Source organism: Oceanobacillus sp. FSL W7-1293, from assembly GCF_037969815.1.
Lineage (GTDB): Bacteria > Bacillota > Bacilli > Bacillales > Amphibacillaceae > Oceanobacillus > Oceanobacillus oncorhynchi.
The window spans coordinates 868124-886645 of the sequence record NZ_CP150212.1 but is presented as its reverse complement, the minus strand read 5'-3'; the positions used below and the strand labels follow the sequence as shown (position 1 = coordinate 886645).

At 39.8% G+C, this 18522-nt stretch carries 15 protein-coding genes and 1 riboswitch; of the genes, 4 read left to right on the top strand and 11 right to left on the bottom strand.

The genetic code is table 11. The features are described 5' to 3' along the window. Window positions 1-34: 34 nt before the first annotated feature. The 10 genes from MKY65_RS04360 to MKY65_RS04315 all read right to left on the bottom strand — a co-directional run bounded on the left by MKY65_RS04360 (window position 35) and on the right by MKY65_RS04315 (window position 12985). Window positions 35-1246 (bottom strand): MFS transporter, encoded by a 1212-nt coding sequence (locus MKY65_RS04360; RefSeq protein WP_339182692.1) that lies wholly within the window; start codon window positions 1244-1246, stop codon window positions 35-37. 215 nt (window positions 1247-1461) lie between these two features. Then, complete coding sequence (locus MKY65_RS04355) at window positions 1462-2391, bottom strand: prenyltransferase (protein ID WP_339182691.1); 930 nt, start codon at window positions 2389-2391, stop codon at window positions 1462-1464. Window positions 2392-2535: 144 nt separating this feature from the next. Further along, entirely contained in the window at window positions 2536-3123 is a 588-nt protein-coding gene (locus MKY65_RS04350) for a hypothetical protein (RefSeq protein WP_339182690.1), read from the bottom strand. Between the two features lie 296 nt (window positions 3124-3419). After that, on the bottom strand, window positions 3420-3671 hold the full coding sequence (locus MKY65_RS04345; RefSeq protein ID WP_339182689.1) for a hypothetical protein: 252 nt from the start codon (window positions 3669-3671) through the stop codon (window positions 3420-3422). Between the two features lie 174 nt (window positions 3672-3845). Further along, window positions 3846-5516: a dihydroxy-acid dehydratase gene (gene ilvD / locus MKY65_RS04340; protein ID WP_339185117.1), complete on the bottom strand. Its 1671-nt coding sequence runs from the start codon at window positions 5514-5516 to the stop codon at window positions 3846-3848. Window positions 5517-6135: 619 nt separating this feature from the next. Further along, window positions 6136-7473, bottom strand: a complete 1338-nt coding sequence (locus tag MKY65_RS04335; RefSeq protein WP_339182687.1) for a CitMHS family transporter — start codon at window positions 7471-7473, stop codon at window positions 6136-6138. Window positions 7474-7631: 158 nt separating this feature from the next. Then, window positions 7632-8360, bottom strand: a complete 729-nt coding sequence (locus tag MKY65_RS04330) for a response regulator (protein WP_339182686.1) — start codon at window positions 8358-8360, stop codon at window positions 7632-7634. Then, window positions 8353-10008, bottom strand: coding sequence for a sensor histidine kinase (locus MKY65_RS04325; protein ID WP_339182685.1), 1656 nt, complete (start codon window positions 10006-10008; stop codon window positions 8353-8355). The genes MKY65_RS04330 and MKY65_RS04325 overlap by 8 nt, the downstream gene beginning before the upstream one ends. Before the next feature lie 485 nt (window positions 10009-10493). After that, on the bottom strand, window positions 10494-12086 hold the full coding sequence (locus MKY65_RS04320) for an ABC transporter permease (RefSeq protein WP_339182684.1): 1593 nt from the start codon (window positions 12084-12086) through the stop codon (window positions 10494-10496). Next, window positions 12083-12985 carry an ABC transporter ATP-binding protein gene (locus MKY65_RS04315; RefSeq protein WP_339182682.1) on the bottom strand — a complete coding sequence of 301 codons (903 nt, stop codon included), beginning with the start codon at window positions 12983-12985 and terminating at the stop codon, window positions 12083-12085. Before MKY65_RS04315 ends, MKY65_RS04320 begins: the two co-directional genes overlap by 4 nt. Before the next feature lie 147 nt (window positions 12986-13132). Between MKY65_RS04315 and MKY65_RS04310 the strand changes: the two genes are divergently transcribed. Next, the gene (locus tag MKY65_RS04310; protein WP_339182681.1) at window positions 13133-13732 is read left to right on the top strand and encodes a TetR/AcrR family transcriptional regulator; all 600 of its coding nucleotides are present in this window, start codon (window positions 13133-13135) and stop codon (window positions 13730-13732) included. A gap of 35 nt (window positions 13733-13767) precedes the next feature. On the opposite strand, the gene brnQ is transcribed toward MKY65_RS04310, so the two are convergent. Continuing rightward, entirely contained in the window at window positions 13768-15105 is a 1338-nt protein-coding gene (gene brnQ, locus MKY65_RS04305; protein WP_339182680.1) for a branched-chain amino acid transport system II carrier protein, read from the bottom strand. 257 nt (window positions 15106-15362) lie between these two features. On the opposite strand from brnQ, the gene MKY65_RS04300 reads away from it, so the two are divergent. The 3 genes from MKY65_RS04300 to MKY65_RS04290 all read left to right on the top strand — a co-directional run bounded on the left by MKY65_RS04300 (window position 15363) and on the right by MKY65_RS04290 (window position 18511). After that, window positions 15363-16532 (top strand): pyridoxal phosphate-dependent aminotransferase, encoded by a 1170-nt coding sequence (locus MKY65_RS04300; RefSeq protein WP_339185115.1) that lies wholly within the window; start codon window positions 15363-15365, stop codon window positions 16530-16532. Window positions 16533-16593: 61 nt separating this feature from the next. Beyond that, window positions 16594-16690: riboswitch (SAM riboswitch) on the top strand. Between the two features lie 137 nt (window positions 16691-16827). Then, entirely contained in the window at window positions 16828-17847 is a 1020-nt protein-coding gene (locus tag MKY65_RS04295; protein WP_339182678.1) for an ATP-binding cassette domain-containing protein, read from the top strand. Further along, a complete protein-coding gene (locus MKY65_RS04290) occupies window positions 17843-18511 on the top strand; it encodes a methionine ABC transporter permease (protein ID WP_339185113.1) in 669 nt (222 codons plus the stop codon). Before MKY65_RS04295 ends, MKY65_RS04290 begins: the two co-directional genes overlap by 5 nt. Window positions 18512-18522 lie beyond the last annotated feature (11 nt).

Genomic DNA, 18522 nt, shown 5'->3' with positions numbered 1-18522 from the left:
TTTTGCAATACTTGAATCTATTAAACGATATGCCTTATCTGCCGGAAACCGAAGTTGATTTCTTCATTCTTTTCTGCACAATCGTTACAATGACTAAATAAGCCACAGGCATTATCCCCGCCAGCCAAACAATAGCATGCCATCCTGCTTGATTCCAAACAGGGCCTACTGCCGTACTTCCGAATGCTACGCCGATATAATAGGAGACAAGGTATAAGCTGGATGCACTTCCTTTATGATGTGCTGCCTGCTCAGTTACGAAGGTTGCCGTTAAAGAGTGCGCTGTAAAAAAGCCGAGACAGATCACACATAAACCGGCAATGATCCAAGGCAAGGAGACAATGCCTGTCATCAAAATACCTGCCGACAGGGTAATAATTCCCGCAACACGAACTCTGTTCAACCCTAAAGAGCTGGCAAGCCAGCCGGCAACCGGTGCGCCGATGACACCAAACCCATATGCCAGAAATGTATACGAAATAGCCTGTGACGAAAGGGAAAATGGTTCTCCTTCCAAATAAAACGGCAAATAAGTCCAGATAGAAGTGAAGGAAACCTGAAAAATAATTCCCATACCAAAAAATAAAAGCATTACCGGGCTTTTAATATGAAAAAGCATTCCTTCAATATCTTTTCGGAACGAAAGATAACTGCGTTCAAAAAATTGCGATTTAGGCAGAAAAAGGATTACTGCTATTGCAATTATCAGCCCTATCCCTGCAAAGATATAAAATATCGTCTGCCAAGCTTGATCTTCAGCTAAAAAACTCGCCAAAAACCTTCCGACCATTCCTCCAAAGGCATTACTTGCTATGTATAAAGCTGTTGCAATTCCAATACTCCAACGGTCAATTTCTTCATTGATATAAGCAAGTGATGCTGCAGGCAAACCCGCCATAGCAAATCCTTGGATAAATCGCATCAGAATGAAAAAAGTAAAGGAATCAATCATCGGAATCAATAGAAACGGAATAGCCGAAACAATTAAGGAACATTTGATAAGCGGAACCCTGCCGATTCGATCAGAATAAAACCCAAGAATAATCAAGCCGAGAATCAATCCAAAAACATTCACAGATAATGGTAACGTGGCTTCTGACACAGACACATTAAAATCTCTGACAAACAATGGGGCTAACGGCTGCACCACATAAAGACTTGCAAATATAAAAAAAGAAGCTGCAGCTAAGCATAAGGTAATTTTCCAAAAGTAGAAATCTGTTTTATTGTACTTTCGCTTCTCCATCCCATAACACTCCCTATATTTCATTATACTAGGAAAATGGAAATATTCACCCTATTTCAAATGAAATATTTATATATATAGGAAGTGTATTTACAGTCTACTATTATGATGAAGTGATTTACCCTTGTTTTGAAAAACTTTTCCGAAAAAAATCGCATCTTAAAAGCTGAATTTTTCGTCCAACTCTTAACATGCGACCAAATGTAATCCTTCTTTTAAACAAAGCTCCCCAGCCATATCGCTGTTACAAAAGCAAGAATAAGCAGCTTTTTCTCATCATTTGTTACTTTTTCTACATCGTCAATATCCATTTTTATCACGAGATAGATTGCATAAATCAGGAGAATGCCAGCGCCTATTGCTCCGGCCGGACGTGTGAAAGCTGTCCAAAGAAGCAGCAACCCGATTAAGATAAAATAAAGCATGGCAGGCAGTTTAGCACCGCTTGCTCCAAACTTATTCTCTGCCCACACCACAGAGGTTTGCTTCAGGGGCACTGCTTTTCTATCCGCATGCCGGTCCGGAATATGATGAACCATTACCCACGCCATACACCAGATTGCATTAATCAATGCATTTTGCCATGTCCAGGCAGGGACTTGTCCAAGTAAAATCCAAGGGGCAGCGATTCCCAGCATCAGCATGGTTGGGAATAAACTGAGCCATTCTCCCGCAAATGGATAGTAGGCTAACTGAAATGGTTTTAGTGAGTAAGATACTGCTCCCCAGATACCGACCAAGGTTAATACAGCAAATTCCGTAAGTCCGAGAAACGCAAACAGGATAGCCATCAGTAATAAGAAAATCGTCATCCAGATACCTAATTGCTTGAGCATTCCTACAGACATTGTCCCTGTCTGCAGCACTCTGCTTCCTCCAGAAAGAACGCCGGGGCTGTATTGATCTGTGCCCGATTGATAATCTGCAATATCATTCAAGGTGTGAGTCAGCATGCCATGAATAAATACAGCACCGATTAATAATACAGAAGCAACGGTCATCACAGCGCCGGCCGACAAATCCGTATAAAATAAAAGCGGCAATACCGTTGATAAAATAGCTGCTATACTAGAAAAAACAACAGCAACAAGACGTAATAACATAACAATACTTTTTCGGGTAAGAGCTGGTTGTGCTGGAATCATTATCATCATCCTTTTATAAGAAATCAGTTGATATTCATTTCCTTTTCTCTTAGCATACTAAACTTTTCTATCTTTTATACTAGTTCACTGCTAATAAAACAGCAAAGTATCTTTTCAGGTTTCCACCCTTCACAGAAATTCAAATTAATCGCGCCATATGTGCATACCCGAAAATGACTTTTCATAGTCGATACATGATGTTTTGCTTTGTACCAGAGCTTGTATAAAGGCGCCAATGGTTTGTATCCAGCTTCCAACAAAATCAATATGTTCTCCTCGTTCCCCTTTTAGTTCAATAATGCCTGATAAACCCTGCAAAGCATTTCCAATAGATTGAAGCAGTGCTCCATAGATTTCATATAGCGTATCCATAGTTATCTCAGCGGTATCCAATAAATCAGGAAGAGCCATGCTGCTTCCGGCAGCTTGAAATAAATTTCCTTTGATGGTTACTTTTCTTTTTGTTTCTTCAGTAAAAGGAATGACTATTCCGCTAATCACGATAGAATTCCCCATCGCTTGGACTTGATTTCCAATTTTATTTAAAGTGAGCTTTTTTTCACTATCGGCTGCTAAAGCACTGCCTGTAGCCTGCATGACATTTCCTGCTAAATCCAAATTCGTTTGCTGCGTTTCATTCAGTTTAAAGGAAGGCGTACTGGCTATAGCAGAAAGAAGTGCGCCTATGGCTGCCTCCCACGAACCGAATAACACTTTCAGATTATTATCCATATTAAACGTCCTGCCTTGGGGTTATTTAATAATCTATTCTAATGAACATAATTGGTAACGACAAATAGCAGCTATTTAATCGGCGCTCCTATCCCCCTTATTTAGGGTGCCTATATTCCCCCGGTTAAATAATTGTCAGCTGTTTAAATCATGGTCACAAAGCTTTCGAATATTCACTTGTGCAGTCATCAACAATTAAAAAAAGAGATGCTGCCGCTTTCTATACACTGTTCCCTGATTAAACATGGCTCACCTGAAAATTTATTATTCCTCCAGCTTCTTTAACCGTTTATTTTTCATTCCGTTTTGTTCTGAAATGCATCTAATTTCCTTTCTATTGCAGCCAGTCTTCCCTCCAGCTGCTGGTCCTTCTCATTTTGCTCTTCCGATTCCTGTAAAAATTCATCGATTGCCAAGCTTGCAGCATAGGTGCTGATAGCATCACCCAATGTAGCTAACAGACCGCCAATCAAAGCTAATTTTAAGCTATAAGAAACCTGTATATCTTGATCTGAATGGTTAGAATGATTATCCTTTTTTTCATCCATTTCCCCTCAACCTCTCGCTTCAAATCATCTTCCGTTATTTATATTATTCAAATTAGACGTTTATCGTTAACAGAATATAAAACAAAACTTCCTTCTGCGGGAGGGCTATGGGCGATTTGCTCCATAATAAAAGAAAAAACGTCACAGCGATTAAACTGTGACGCAGATTTTCAATTATATTTCCATCACTCCGCCAGTGTTCGCAGAAGTGACAAGTTTAGAATAACGGCCAAGCCATCCCTTTTTCACTTTTGGCTCAAAGCCTTTCCAATTGGCTTTGCGTTTTTCAAATTCCTCATCCGAAACCAGCAGGTTCATTTCACGGTTTTCAAGGTTTAATTCAATTATATCTCCATCCTCTACAAAGGCTATGGGACCTCCTTCTGCAGCTTCTGGTGAGATATGACCAATGGAAATCCCTCTGGATGCGCCGGAGAAACGTCCGTCAGTAATTAAACCAACCTTTGCACCAAGTCCTCGTCCTACAATTTGTGAGGTCGGCGCAAGCATTTCCGGCATTCCTGGTCCGCCTTTAGGGCCTTCATAACGAATAACAACCACATGACCTTCTTCTACTTTGCCGGACTCAATTCCTTCCAGTGCTTCTTCCTGTGAATCAAAGCAGACAGCCGGTCCTTTGAAATAACCGCCTACCTCTGGGTCAATAGCGCCTACTTTGACGATAGAGCCATTCGGCGCCAGATTTCCAAACAATACAGCCAGTCCGCCTCGTTCGGAATGCGGATTATCTAATGTATGAATAACATCCTTGTCCAGAATTTCCGAATCCTGAACGTTTTCCCGAATCGTTTTCGCAGACACACTCAAATTGTCTCCATGGAACGCTCCTGGCTTTTTCAATAATTCATTAATAATTGCACTGATTCCGCCCGCCCTGTCAACATCTTCAATATGATAATTTGAAGCCGGAGCAACCTTAGCCAAATGCGGCACACGATTTGCGATTTCATTAATACGTTCCAGCGGATAATCTACTTCTGCCTCATGAGCCAAAGCCAATGTGTGCAATACTGTATTCGTCGATCCCCCCATTGCCATATCTAATGCAAAGGCATTATCAATTGCTTCCTTCGTTACGATATCGCGCGGTTTGATATCTTTCTTGATTAATTCCATTAATTGTTTTGCAGAACGTTTTACAAACTCTTTACGTTCTTCTGCAACAGCAAGAATCGTACCATTCCCCGGCAGTGCAAGTCCAATTCCTTCTGCCAGACAGTTCATTGAATTTGCGGTAAACATTCCCGAACAGGAACCGCATGTCGGACATGCATTTTGCTCTAACTCTAGTAATCTTGCTTCATCAATTTTTCCAGCTTGATAGGCTCCTACCCCTTCAAAAACAGAAGTCAGGGAAAGCGGATTACCAGCACTGTCTGTACCAGCCTTCATCGGACCGCCGCTGACAAAAATAGATGGGATATTTACACGAAGAGACCCCATCAGCATCCCCGGTGTAATTTTGTCACAGTTCGGAATACAAACCATGCCGTCAAACCAGTGCGCATTTGCCACTGTTTCCACAGAATCGGCAATCAGCTCCCGGCTCGGCAGGGAATACCTCATTCCAATATGCCCCATCGCAATGCCGTCATCTACCCCAATCGTATTCATTTCAAATGGGATCCCGCCAGCTTCACGAATTGCTTCTTTTACAATTTTTCCGAATTCTTGTAAGTGAATATGTCCTGGAACAATGTCTATATAAGAGTTGACCACCAGAATAAATGGTTTTCCTAAGTCTCTTGTTTTTACTCCTGCAGCATGTAGCAGGCTTCGATGCGGTGCACGATCCACACCTTTTTTAATCATATCGCTGCGCAATTCCGCCAATTTCCTTACCTTCTTTCTAAGATTTTTACTAAAAGATTAGAGAATAGCTCTCTCTTCCCTTGCTTATTCTGGAATGCCTCAGACACATCACTTATCTGAAATAATTTTCAACAAATTAAGTTTTCAAATTATTTCAAGCTACTGCTTCTAAAGATGATTGTATCGAAAATAAACATTCTAATTTTTCTTATTTTACTACTTCTGGATAGAAATTTATATACTAAATGACAAATTAAATGAAAATCTTAAAAGATTATGGCAGAATATGCAACAAAATAGCGAAACCTTTACTTTTTATGCGATAAAATTAACGTCCCTCCAGCTGTTTCGTATCCTTTCCAAAGATTCGCCTTTCCTTTTTTAATTATTTGCTCAGACAAGCTGATCCTCCCATTTTAATTTCTTCATTAAAAAAATGCAGGAATTGTATATAACTAAACAATTCCTGCATTTTCAGTAAACTAAACCTTTTTAATTCCCTTTCTATATCTCTTAAAAAATTTATTAATCAGATAAAATTTTTCGTCATATGTTTCGTAATCTACGTTATTCGGTTTCCCCTAAAAATAAGAGACACAAACTTCCCTATATAATGTCGAATAGAGCCCTCCTAAATAACTCCAATAAATACTGCAATGATTACTAATACAATACTTAATCCCCACAACCAAGGAAGAGAATATTTGATATGACGCCCCATTTCTAAACCAGATAAACCAAGTGCCAGCCAAACTGCTGGTGCAAGCGGACTAACAAATGTCCCTACAATGTTTCCAATAACCATTGCATATGCTGTAGATACGGATTCTACACCAAAACCTGATGCAATCTGTTCTACAACCGGCAGCAATCCAAAATAATACGCATCTGTACTCGTTAGTAAGTCAAGCGGTACTCCTAAGAAACCAATAACCAGATGTAAATATGGTCCGACAGCTTCAGGCATGATTTTCACACCATCTTCCGCTATAGCGTCCATCATCCCTGTGCCGGTTAAAATTCCTAAAAATGTTCCAGCAGCTAAGATGATGGTCGCCATTGTCAGGGCACTTGATGCATGCGCTTTTATTCTTTCCGTTTGATCTTTCATTTTTGGATAATTGATTGGTAATGCAAACCCAAGTCCAATCATAAATGCAAGACCAGCAGGGATAATCCCTGATACTAACAGCGCGATAACACCTAATGCAATAATCGTATTTATCCAAAGTAATTTCGGCCGTGCGTTTGGATTTTCATTGGAGGAACCCTTCTTATCATACATATTGTCAGCATCTATATCTTTCGCAGTCTTCTCCAATGCAGCAGCACCCTCCAGTTTTCCAAAGCGCTGTTCCACTTTCTTTTTTTCCCTAAATCCAAGAAATACCGCTATACCAATCATCAAAACCATCCCAATGATCTGGACGGGAATGAGTGGATACCATAATTCCGTAACATCTTCACCTAAAACAGAAGCAGTACGTCCTAAAGGTCCGGCCCACGGAACCATATTCATAATGGCTGCACTTCCTCCGACCAAAAGTAGCAGCAAATATGGATTCATATTCAATCGTTTATACAACGGAAGCAGTGCTGGAATCGTAATGAGAAATGTTGATGCTCCAGAACCATCCAAATGAGCAATCGCTGCAATAAACACAGTAGCTACACTTACAGCGATAATATTCCCCCGAGAAATCGCAACCATTTTATTAATTAATGGGTCAAATAGTCCGGCATCTGACATCACACCGAAGAAAAGAATTGCAAAAATGAACATAACAGCAACATTGATTACAGTAGCAATTCCTTCATTAAAAAATTCTCCAATTTCTCCTAAACCAAAACCTGCAATAAACGCACCTAAAATAGGTATTAATACCATAGCAATAATTGGTTGAACCTTACCCCGAATCAATAAAATAACAATTGCCAATATTGTTAAAAATCCTATTAAACTTAACATCCCTATCTCTCCTTATTTCATACTATTGACTACCCTTGTAATTGCTAGCTAATTACACCCCTTTTTTGAAAGCGTTAACAAAAATTCAATTAATAAATAAAATAGCATGAAAAAAAAGAAGGCGGAACCTTCTTCTCATAAGTTGTTTATTACTTATATTAATCATTTTGTTCATAAGTTTCACGAAGTATATACTCACGTTCTGGTCTGCCGACAGTTCCGTATTTTAAAGTCGTATGAACCTCTTTCGCAGACACCAGGTATTCCAGATACCGGCGTGCCGTAGACCTGCTTGTCCCAATTTTCTTACTCAGTTCCACTGCAGTGACTCCTTTCCCTTTATCTGCCCCCAAAAGCTGCTTGATATCATTTAACGTAATCGGATCAATTCCTTTAGGTAAATTTGTGTTTGTACTACTGGAGCGAGATGGATAACTGCCGTCTGTCACACCTGTAAAAGCATCAATTTCCATTTGTTCTAACGTCTCTTTAGCAGAAAAGGTTTTTCGGTATTCTTTATATCGCTCTAAGGACTGCGCAAAACGATCCGCATCAACAGGTTTTACAATGTAATCAAAAGCGCCTCCCCTTAATGCTTCTTTAATAGTTATTGTTTCATTAGCGGCAGTAACAGGAATTAAATCGATATCATGATAGAGATGACGTATTTGCCAAAGCAGCTCCAATCCTGTTACATCAGGAATGTAAATATCAAGCAGAATCAGCTGCGGACGAGAAGTGCACTCTTTAAGATAGGCAAGTGCTTCTTCCCCTGTTTTTACCACTCCCTGCACCGTATACCCTTCTATCCTCTCTATGTATCTCCGGTTGATTTCAGCAATTCGGAAATCGTCTTCGATAATAAGAGCCTGTATGCTATCATTCATCCGAGTCTCCTCCATTTTTAGGTATAATCATTACAAAACAAGCGCCGCCCATTTCTCCTTCTTCCAGCATGATTTGACCACCTTGCTTATGGACGGCATGTCGTGTCAACGCCAACCCTATTCCACGATTTTTCTCTCCTTTTGTGGAGTACCCCTGTTCAAAGATATGAGCTGCCGCCTCTTCTGATATACCCTGACCAGAATCATCCACCTCTACCACGATGTCATCCCCAATGTCAGTGAAAAAGAGACTGATTTGCCGCTCGCTCTCCTGATTACCTTTCACGGATTCCAACGCGTTTTCAAGCATATTTCCAATTCCAGTAATTAAGGCCTCCTGCTTATCCCCATAGTAAGCATGATTAAGCTGGCTGTCCGGGTGAATGGAAATAGTCACCCCAAGCTCATTCGCCTGATTGATTTTCCCTTGCAAAAGTCCCTGAACTACTGGATCGGCTGCATGTTGCGTTAAGATTAGCGATTGCTTCTCTTGGATATTTCTTTTCTTTTTAATAAAATCGATGGCTTCTTTGTGTTCTCCTAACTGAAGCAAACCGAGAATGGTATATAAACTATTGGAAAATTCATGTGTTTGAGCACGTTGAGCATTTGCATACTGTCTAATTTGTTGAAGCTCCTGGGTCACATGCTCTATCTCTGTTTTTTTCCGGAAAGTAGAAACTGCCCCAGCTATCTTCCCTTCCATATAAACAGGTGCTTGGTTTACTATGACAATGGATTCACCAAGAATCATTTCCTTGTCGTACTGGCTCTTCCCGCTTTCCAGTACTTCACACAAACCAGTATGAGGAATCAGTTGATCAATCGATTTTCCGGAAGAATAATCAAACTGCTGGGCCTCCGGAAACAAAATCTGTTTTGCGGCTTTGTTCATCATGATTATCATTCCATTATGATCAACCGCTATCATTCCTTCATGAGTAGACTGTAATATCGCTTCCTTTTGCAATAGCAAATAAGAAATATCCTTTGGTTCCATATTAAACAATAACTTTTTAATATGATAAGCAATAAAAATGGCACCTGCAATTCCTAATACAATAACTCCGATCATGGTAAGCCACAGGGACTTGCTCTGATTCGCTATAATGCTTTGGACATCCTCACTTAGAAAGCCTACCGATACGACACCGATAATATTTCCTGATTCATCTCTTACTGGCACTTTTCCACGAATAGATAATCCAAGTGACCCCTCACTCTGAGATACATAAGCTTCTCCATCTTGTAAAGCACGGGTATTGTCTCCGCCAATCATTTTTTCTCCAATTCTTTCTGGGTTTGGATGGGAATAGCGAATTCCTTCTTTGTTTCCTACAACAATAAATTCAGCACCCGTTTCTTCCTGAATCGGAGCTACCGTTTCCTGAATGACCGAAGCAGGATGATGTAACTCGAAGGCCGCAATGATTTCTGGTGTATTGGCAACACTTTGAGCTACACTTAGCGCCCGTTTCCCTACCTGGTCTTCAATGGTGTTGGTAATAAACGAGTGGAGAAACCAAGTAAAAAGAATAAAAATACCAAAAATCAGCAGGCTAATCAGGATAATCATCTTGCTTTTTAAACTTAACACTGTTTTAGATTCCGAATTTTCTTTTTTATTTGATTTACGAAAATAAAACATATTGTTGGTCTCCTCATTATGCAAAACTCGTAAGAAAGATTATCTTTCGGCAGCCTGATTCAAATCCCACTGTCTCAAGTTTTTCTAATCTTTTCTGTCATTCTATTATAAAGGGAACGAGATATGTATGTCACTTTTTCAATAAATATACCATCATTGTATAATCTTAATTGCATTTGTCCAAACATTGACTGCAAATCCATTTCCATTCTTATCTCTAATTTTTTCCGCAGGCATCCTCAACCTTTTTTCTGAGCCGACGGATACTTATGCTTTTCACTTTCGTGACAGCATGCCCCCTTCCAAATGCATACTGATTTGCTTCTTTCCACTCTATTATATTACAAATAAAAAAGTAACCTCTTATGGCAATCAGTATAAAAGAGATTACTTTCAATTAAATTATAATTATATACCGGTTTTCTTCACAAACGAGGATTTAAATCTTTGCTTGAAATTTCTACAGACATGATTTTTTCCATCTGTTACCCTTCTATATCACGCCGCTTATATCCCAATGCACCAATAAATATCAATAATACACTTATTCCGCATAGAATCAGTAACGCTGCATAAGACAGCTCCTCACTAGGGTAAACTGGTACATGTTCATAGACCGATAGATTTCTTACCCAATCCGGAAGCTCTAAAATATCTCCCAGATAGATTACGATAAACCCGTAGACAAGAAACAGCCATACAAGTGAAGCTGCTCTCGGCAGCCAGCCAATGAATAAAACAGCCGTACCCAATACGAATAAAAGTGCGGGGATATAAACCATAGAAGCCCCCAGTACATCTGAAAATGGCATCATGTCTTCACTGATGACCGCTCCAAAACTCCATAATGCTACCGCCTGCAATATCGGCACCAGAACCGCAATCAGGATAGCTGGAACGAGATAAGCCCTCAAAAGCTGTATCCGCGATACTGCCCTGCTGAAGACAAGTTCTGTCCGATGAGCTTTCTCTTCACCCCGAAGCCTTAAGAAGCTGATAATTACTGGTGCCGTGATAAATAATGCCATGATTCCCATTAATAAAACAATAAATTGCTCCATTACATTGCCTTCCCCTGTTAAAAAGGCCTGCATCGCTTCATTCTCTAAAAAGAAGGTCTCTAAATCTCCTAATATAAGTGCAAAAACGATATTAAGCAGCAAAATGCCAAGCGTCCACATAAAAATCATTGTTTTTTGTAAACGAAGGATCAGTCCCGTCTTTGTTTTTAAAAAGGCAGAGGCATGAACAGAGCCTGCCCGTTCCGGTAATAATCCATCTCCTATATCACGTTTTGCCTGCAGGATAAATGCTATAATTCCCAATCCAAGACTGCTTACCAGCAATAAACCAATTGGAAAGACGTTATTTTCTACGAAAACGTACGCTCTTGATAACCAGCCAAGCGGACTGATCCAAGATAAAAATGCGACATTCACATCCCCGATAGCACGTAAAAGATAGAAGAAAAACAGCGCACTAAAACTAAATACACTCGCCCCCCTTGAAGAGGTAACAAAATGAGCAAAGAATGCTGTCATTGTACCAAACAACAACCCAAAGCTTCCCAAAAGGGCGCTATAAAGAACAACTCCAGAAAATCCAAAACTATCTATTTGCATAGAGCCCATTGCTGCCGCCAGCAGGAGAACGAATAAAACATTCGCAGTCAGCATTACCATAAAAGAAGCGGTCAAATAGCTTAAACGTCCGACAGATCTTGATTGGACCAGCTCTAAGATGCCATTCTCCTCATCATCCCTTGTCAGCTTAGACATGAGTAAAATATTCATAATAGCCACTGCAATCGCAGAAAACAACAGCATTTCCAACGCAAATAAGCTGCTTGCCTCCTGATAATGATCATACCCTATTCCAAGCATAGCAATCATAGCCGGGTTTTCCATTGTGATGGAATAAGCTTCTCTGGATGCCTGATCCGGATACAAATCTGGATAAGCATAAGCTACGGAGCAAGTCACCAAAACAAGTCCCGCCAGCCATAACAGCAATCGCAGCCTGTGCTGCCTTATTAAGATTGGAAACAGTACCCTTGTTCCTTTGATATGCTTCCTCATTGTGCATTCCCCTCACCGCTGCGTTCTTCATAATGGCGCATAAATAAATCTTCTAAAGTTGGTGGCGTGCTCTCTAATTTCCGAACACCATATTTATTTAGATAATTAATAATCTCCTCCATATGATCTGTATCTGCTTGAAAAGTAAATTGTCTCCCTGATTCTTCCAATTGATGCACACCGGACAGCTTTACTAACCCTTCTGGAGCTTCCCTGGTTTCCACCTGCATCTGCAACCTTGTTAAATGACGCAAATCATCCAGTGTACCTCTTTCAATAATTTTTCCTTTACGAATAATCGCAACACGATCACAAAGTTTCTCGACTTCCGATAAAATATGACTGGATAAAAGCACCGTCTTCCCTGCTTTCTTCACTTCTTTGACACCTTGCTGAAAGGTATGCTCCATCAATGGATCGAGCCCCGAGGTCGGTTCATCCAGAATAAACAAATCAGCTTCTGAAGCAAATGCAGCAATCAGAGCAATCTTTTGCCGGTTCCCCTTCGAATAAGACCTTGCTTTTTTCGTCGGATCAAATTGAAATCGTTCCACCCATTCATCGCGCTTTTTCTCAGAAAAGCTTCCATTCATTTTCAGTAAAACATCAATCACTTCTCCGCCCGTTAAATTGGGCCATACATAAACATCTCCCGGCACATAGGCACAGCGTTTATGAATTTCTGCAGCATCCTTCCACGCATCCTTCCCAAATAAGGTCGCGCATCCCTCTGTTGCCTTTAACATTCCTAATAAAATACGTATCGTTGTTGACTTACCCGCTCCATTCGGTCCAATAAATCCGTAGATCTCCCCTTCTTTTAATTCCATCGACACTTGATCCAGCGCTTGAAAATCACCAAATCTTTTCGAAATCCAATCCAGCTGCAGTACAGTCATAAGAATCCCCCTCAAAAGTTTTGAAATATTAAACCTTATATATTTCATAATATAGATAAAAAGTTCTTTCGTCAATAAGTTTTGAAATATTATTGTGTTTATATTTCATTTTCAAATATGATATGATAAGGATGGAGGTGGCAGGCTATGGATGGATTTGAACGAAGAACATCAATCAAAAAAGAAAAGATTTTAAATACAAGCACAGCATTATTTCAAAAAGAGGGCATCAAAAAGGTATCCATCTCGAAGATTGCAAAAGAAGCAAATGTGTCACAAGTAACCATTTATAATTATTTTGAGAGCAAGGAAAACTTATTGCATGAAGTGCTTGTCTACTATACTAATCAAATGTGGGAAAAATATCATAAACTCATTGAAGAGCCGATATCGTATGAAGAGAAGATGAAGCAGCTTATCTTCTCTGAAGCACAAATCGTAAATGATGTACACGAGGAATTTTCCAATTATATGATGGAGCAATATAAAATACCAGGTAATTTTATCGAGCGTCTCTACCAGGAAAAGGCACTTCCAGCAATGATGCAGCTCGTTCAACAGGGGAGGGATGAAGGTTTTATTGATCCTGCTATCAGCGATACGGCTATCTTCGTCTACCTTCAGATGTTTAGCGATTATTTACAAAAAGGAGATGCCATCGAACAACTCGTCCCTTTAACAGAAGAATTAATGAAATTGTTTTTCTACGGTATTGCAGGAAAAAATGAACAAAAAAAACCTGACTGAGCGTTTTCAATCTGCCAGTCAGGTTTTATTTCATTTTATTTTTTCACTTTCGCTACAATAATCATTACTACTGCAACAATTGCTGCCGGCAAGAGCCAGCCTAAGCCTTCTTCATAAAGCAGAAGATTCTCCACAAGCATCTTATCAAGTGAATCCAGCCAGCCAGGCAATTCCAATCCTATTGAATCAAAAAGCGCTAAAAGACCGTCTATGATACTAAAAATGAACGTGACCGCTATGGTCGGAATGTACACTAAACGTGAATGATTGAAAAATGGTGAAACAAAAGTTAATAAAACCAACACCATCGCCAGCGGATATAAGAACATCAACACTGGAATAGAGAAAGAAATAATGTTTTCCAGTCCAAAGTTAGCAACGACAAACGTTAAAATGGAAAAGAAAAACACCCATGGCTTATAAGCAATGGCAGGAATGATGGAATGAAAGTATTCCGCATTCGCTGTAATCAGTCCAATTGCTGTTGTCAGACAAGCCAATATAATAATAGCTGCCAGCAAAATAGCTCCAAATGTACCGAAATAATGCGTTGCTGCTCCACTTAATACAGGTCCCCCGTTTTCAAATATACCCAATTCTAACACACTGGTTGCTCCTAAATAGGAAATCCCGACATAAATGATAGCAAGTAACGCTGTTGATGTTAAACCGATTTTCGTAACTGCTGAAAGAATTTGATTGTTATTCGTAATCCCAAATCCTTTGATAACATTAATAATAATAATCCCAAATACTAATGCAGCCAAGGCATCCATCGTGTTATAACCTTCCAAAAATCCAATGAAAAAGGCAGAAGACTGATATCCTTCTTCTGGAGACTGAATGGATCCCATCGGATTAAAAAATGCAACGGCTAATAAAACAAGCAGTAAAACCACCAGCGCCGGCGCCAAAAATTTCCCAATATTATCGACAATTTTTGATGGGAATAACGAGAAAAGCAGAGTAATTAAGAAAAAAACCCCTGTAAAAATCAAGAGTACCGTTGATTGTGCTCCTTCACTTACATATGGTGCAATACCAACTTCATAAGCTACCGTTCCTGTTCTTGGAGCTGCAAAGAATGGACCAATCGTTAAATAAAGTAAGGCTGTAAATGCAAGACCATAAACAGGGTGAACACGACTTGCAAGCTCCTGTAAATTATTTTTTCCAGAGAAGCCCATTGCCATAATACCGAGAAAAGGCAGCCCTACTCCAGTTATTAAAAAGCCAATCGTAGCCGGGATAATATTATCCCCTGATAACTGTCCCAGTTGTGCAGGGAAAATCAGATTTCCCGCTCCAAAAAATAAAGCAAATAACATAAATGCAATTGCTAAATAATTTCCTATACGCAGTTTGGTATTCATTTTTATTCCTCCTACCTCCAAACCAAATAATTCTTGGAATTATCTAATTATTTAACATAATTTGACACGATTTCTATCTTACTACTTTAACATATGAAATGCAACGGAAAAAGGGATGAATAGGGATTATAGAAAAAATTCCCATACATCCTTGGTTTGCTGTTCTCTCATATTTTTTATAGACAATCGCACTGCAAACTTATACTATTAGATGTAATTATAAAATTTACAAACTAGTATAAAGAGGTCGATAGATGATGAAGTTATCCCGTCGTGTAGAAAAGCTTCCTGCTCAATTTTTTGCATCCCTTGCCGCTAAAGTCGCTACAGCACTAGAAGAAGGAAGAGATATTATAAATCTCGGACAAGGCAACCCGGATCAGCCGACACCGCCGCATATTATCCGTGCCCTTCAGGAAAGCGCCGAAAATCCGGTTGCCCATAAATATTCCCCTTTCCGCGGTACCGATGAATTAAAAAAGGCTGCAGCACAATTTTATAAAAGAGAATATGATGTCGATTTAGATCCTGCTTCAGAAATTGCTATTCTGTTCGGCAGTAAAATCGGTCTGATAGAGCTCCCTTTAGCTGTTATGGATGAAGGCGAATTAATGCTCTTGCCAGACCCTGGATATCCAGATTATTTGTCCAGTGTTCCATTAGCAGATGTTACTTATGACACCTTCCCATTATTAGAGGAAAACAATTTTTTACCAGATTATGCTGCCCTGACGGCGGAACAAAAGAAACTTGCCAAGCTATTATATCTCAACTATCCAAACAATCCGACCGGAGGAGTTGCAACGAAAGAATTTTTTGAAGAAACCGTTGCATTAGCGGAGGAAAATGATATCGGCGTTGTTCATGATTTCGCTTATGGAGCCATCGGTTTCGACGGCCATCAGCCAGTAAGCTTCCTGCAAACAAAAGGAGCGAAAGATGTCGGCGTTGAGCTGTACACCCTTTCCAAAACCTATAATATGGCTGGCTGGCGAGTCGGTTTTGCTGCCGGCAACAAAGATATGATTGAAGCGATTAATATTCTGCAGGACCATTTATTTGTCAGTCTTTTCCCAGCTATTCAAAAGGCAGCTGCGGAAGCATTATCAGGTGATCAAAGCTGTGTCACCTCGCTTGTCGAACGCTATGAACAACGCAGAGATGTCCTCATAGAAGAATGCAGACATATCGGCTGGGAAGTCACTGCACCGAAAGGCTCTTTCTTTGCCTGGCTCCCTGTACCAGCGGCGTTTACAAGTGAAGCATTTGCCGATTATTTATTACAAGAGGCGGATGTTGCCGTTGCAGCCGGGAATGGTTTCGGAAGGAATGGAGAAGGTTATATACGCGTCGGATTACTCGTAGAAGAGGAGCGTATTCGTGAAGCTATTCGACGTATTGAGAAACTGCAGCTGTTTCAAAAATAAATATTGACGAAACTTGTAAAATAAGATACTTTTAAAGAATACAATTCAATTACGATTATACCTCTTATCCAGAGCAGCTGAGGGACTGGCCCGTTGAAGCTCGGCAACCTTTAAAAAGGTGCTAATTCCAGCAAGACATCCGTCTTGAAAGATGAGAGCAGAAAATAAGATTACATTTTCGAGCCTCTCTTTCATCTAGAGAGGCTCTTTTTACAAATTGTATAGATTTTGATAAGAAAAGCTGCTGATAACTACCAGTTCAGCATAAATGATAGAAAGGCAGGAAAAACAGCAGATGATTAAATTAGAGAATGTCACCAAAATTTTCCCCTCCAAAAAAGGAAAAGATGTTACTGCACTGGACAATGTGACGATTTCTGTCAACAAAGGAGAAATCCATGGCGTAATCGGCTACAGCGGTGCAGGAAAAAGTACATTAATTCGCTGTGCCAATTTACTGGAATCCCCTTCGAAAGGCAAGGTTTGGATTGATGGAATTGACTTAACCAAATTATCAAAAGAAAAGCTCCGGCAGACAAGACAGAAAGTCGGCATGATTTTTCAGCATTTTAATTTATTAAGGACTGCCAATGTCTATGAGAATATTGCGATTCCATTAAAATTACTCGGCGTACCGAAGGCAGAGGTTAAGGAAAGAGTCATGAAATACTTAGATATTGTCGATTTAGCCGAGAAAAAAGATGCTTATCCTTCTCAGCTTTCCGGCGGTCAAAAACAGCGTGTTGCTATTGCCAGAGCACTGTCCCAGGAACCACAGGTTCTCCTGAGCGATGAAGCAACCAGCGCACTTGATCCAGAAACAACAAATTCCATTCTCGAACTATTATTAAAAATTAATGCAGAGCTTGGAATCACAATTCTATTGATTACGCATGAAATGAACGTCATCCAAAAAATATGCGATTATGTTTACGTTATTGAAAACGGAAACCTCATTGAACAAGGGTCGACGATAGAATTATTTACAAAACCTAAACAGCCGACAACCAAAAAATTCTTAAATACCATTTCACAACGAAAATTATCGGACCGTTTGATTGATGATTTGAATTTAGAGGGCAAAGTAATTCGTTTGACCTTCCTTGGTGAAAATACAGGACAGCCATTGTTATCTAAGGTTACACAGCAGTTTTATGTAGAACCGAATATCTTGACGGCAAATATTATCGAATTAAAAAATGGCATTGTTGGTAACCTTGTCGTTCATTTAATCGGCAGTGAGCATCAAGTGGAACATTCTCTCTCCTTCTTGCAGGAACAAGGCGTAGAAGTAGAAGAATTGGGGGTAAATTGACATGCAGGCATTTATTGATCAATGGGGTTCAGAGTTTTATGATGCCATAATAGAAACCATTCAAATGGTTTTAATCTCTTTGTTTTTCGCTGTTATTATCGGCGTTATTTTAGCTATTCTCTTAGTTTTGACACGACCGGGACAACCATTACAAAATAAATTTGTTTATCAGTTTTTAAACTTACTGATTAACGTTATCCGATCGATTCCGTTTATTATTCTTTTATTCTTCATGCTTCCTTTTACCAAATTGATCGTAGGTGTGACCATTGGTGTCAAAGGGGTTATTGTACCGCTCGTTGTCAATGCAGCTCCTTATATTGCCAGACTGATTGAATCCTCCCTGCTGGAGGTCAACCAAGGTGTTATTGAAGCATACCGGGCGATGGGAGTAAAAACACATCAAATTATTTGGAATGTGATGCTGCGGGAAGCGAGACCAGCTATTGTTCTTGCATTAACTATCGCAACAATCAGCCTTATCGGGGCAACCGCTATGGCCGGCTTAGTCGGAGCAGGAGGCTTAGGTGACCTTGCTTACCGGTTTGGACATCTGCGTTATGAAACAGATGTCATGTATGTCACCGTTATTATGCTCGTTATTATCGTTCAAGGTCTTCAGTCTCTCGGTAACCGGCTCGCCGAACGATTGAAAAAAGATTAATTGGGGGAAAA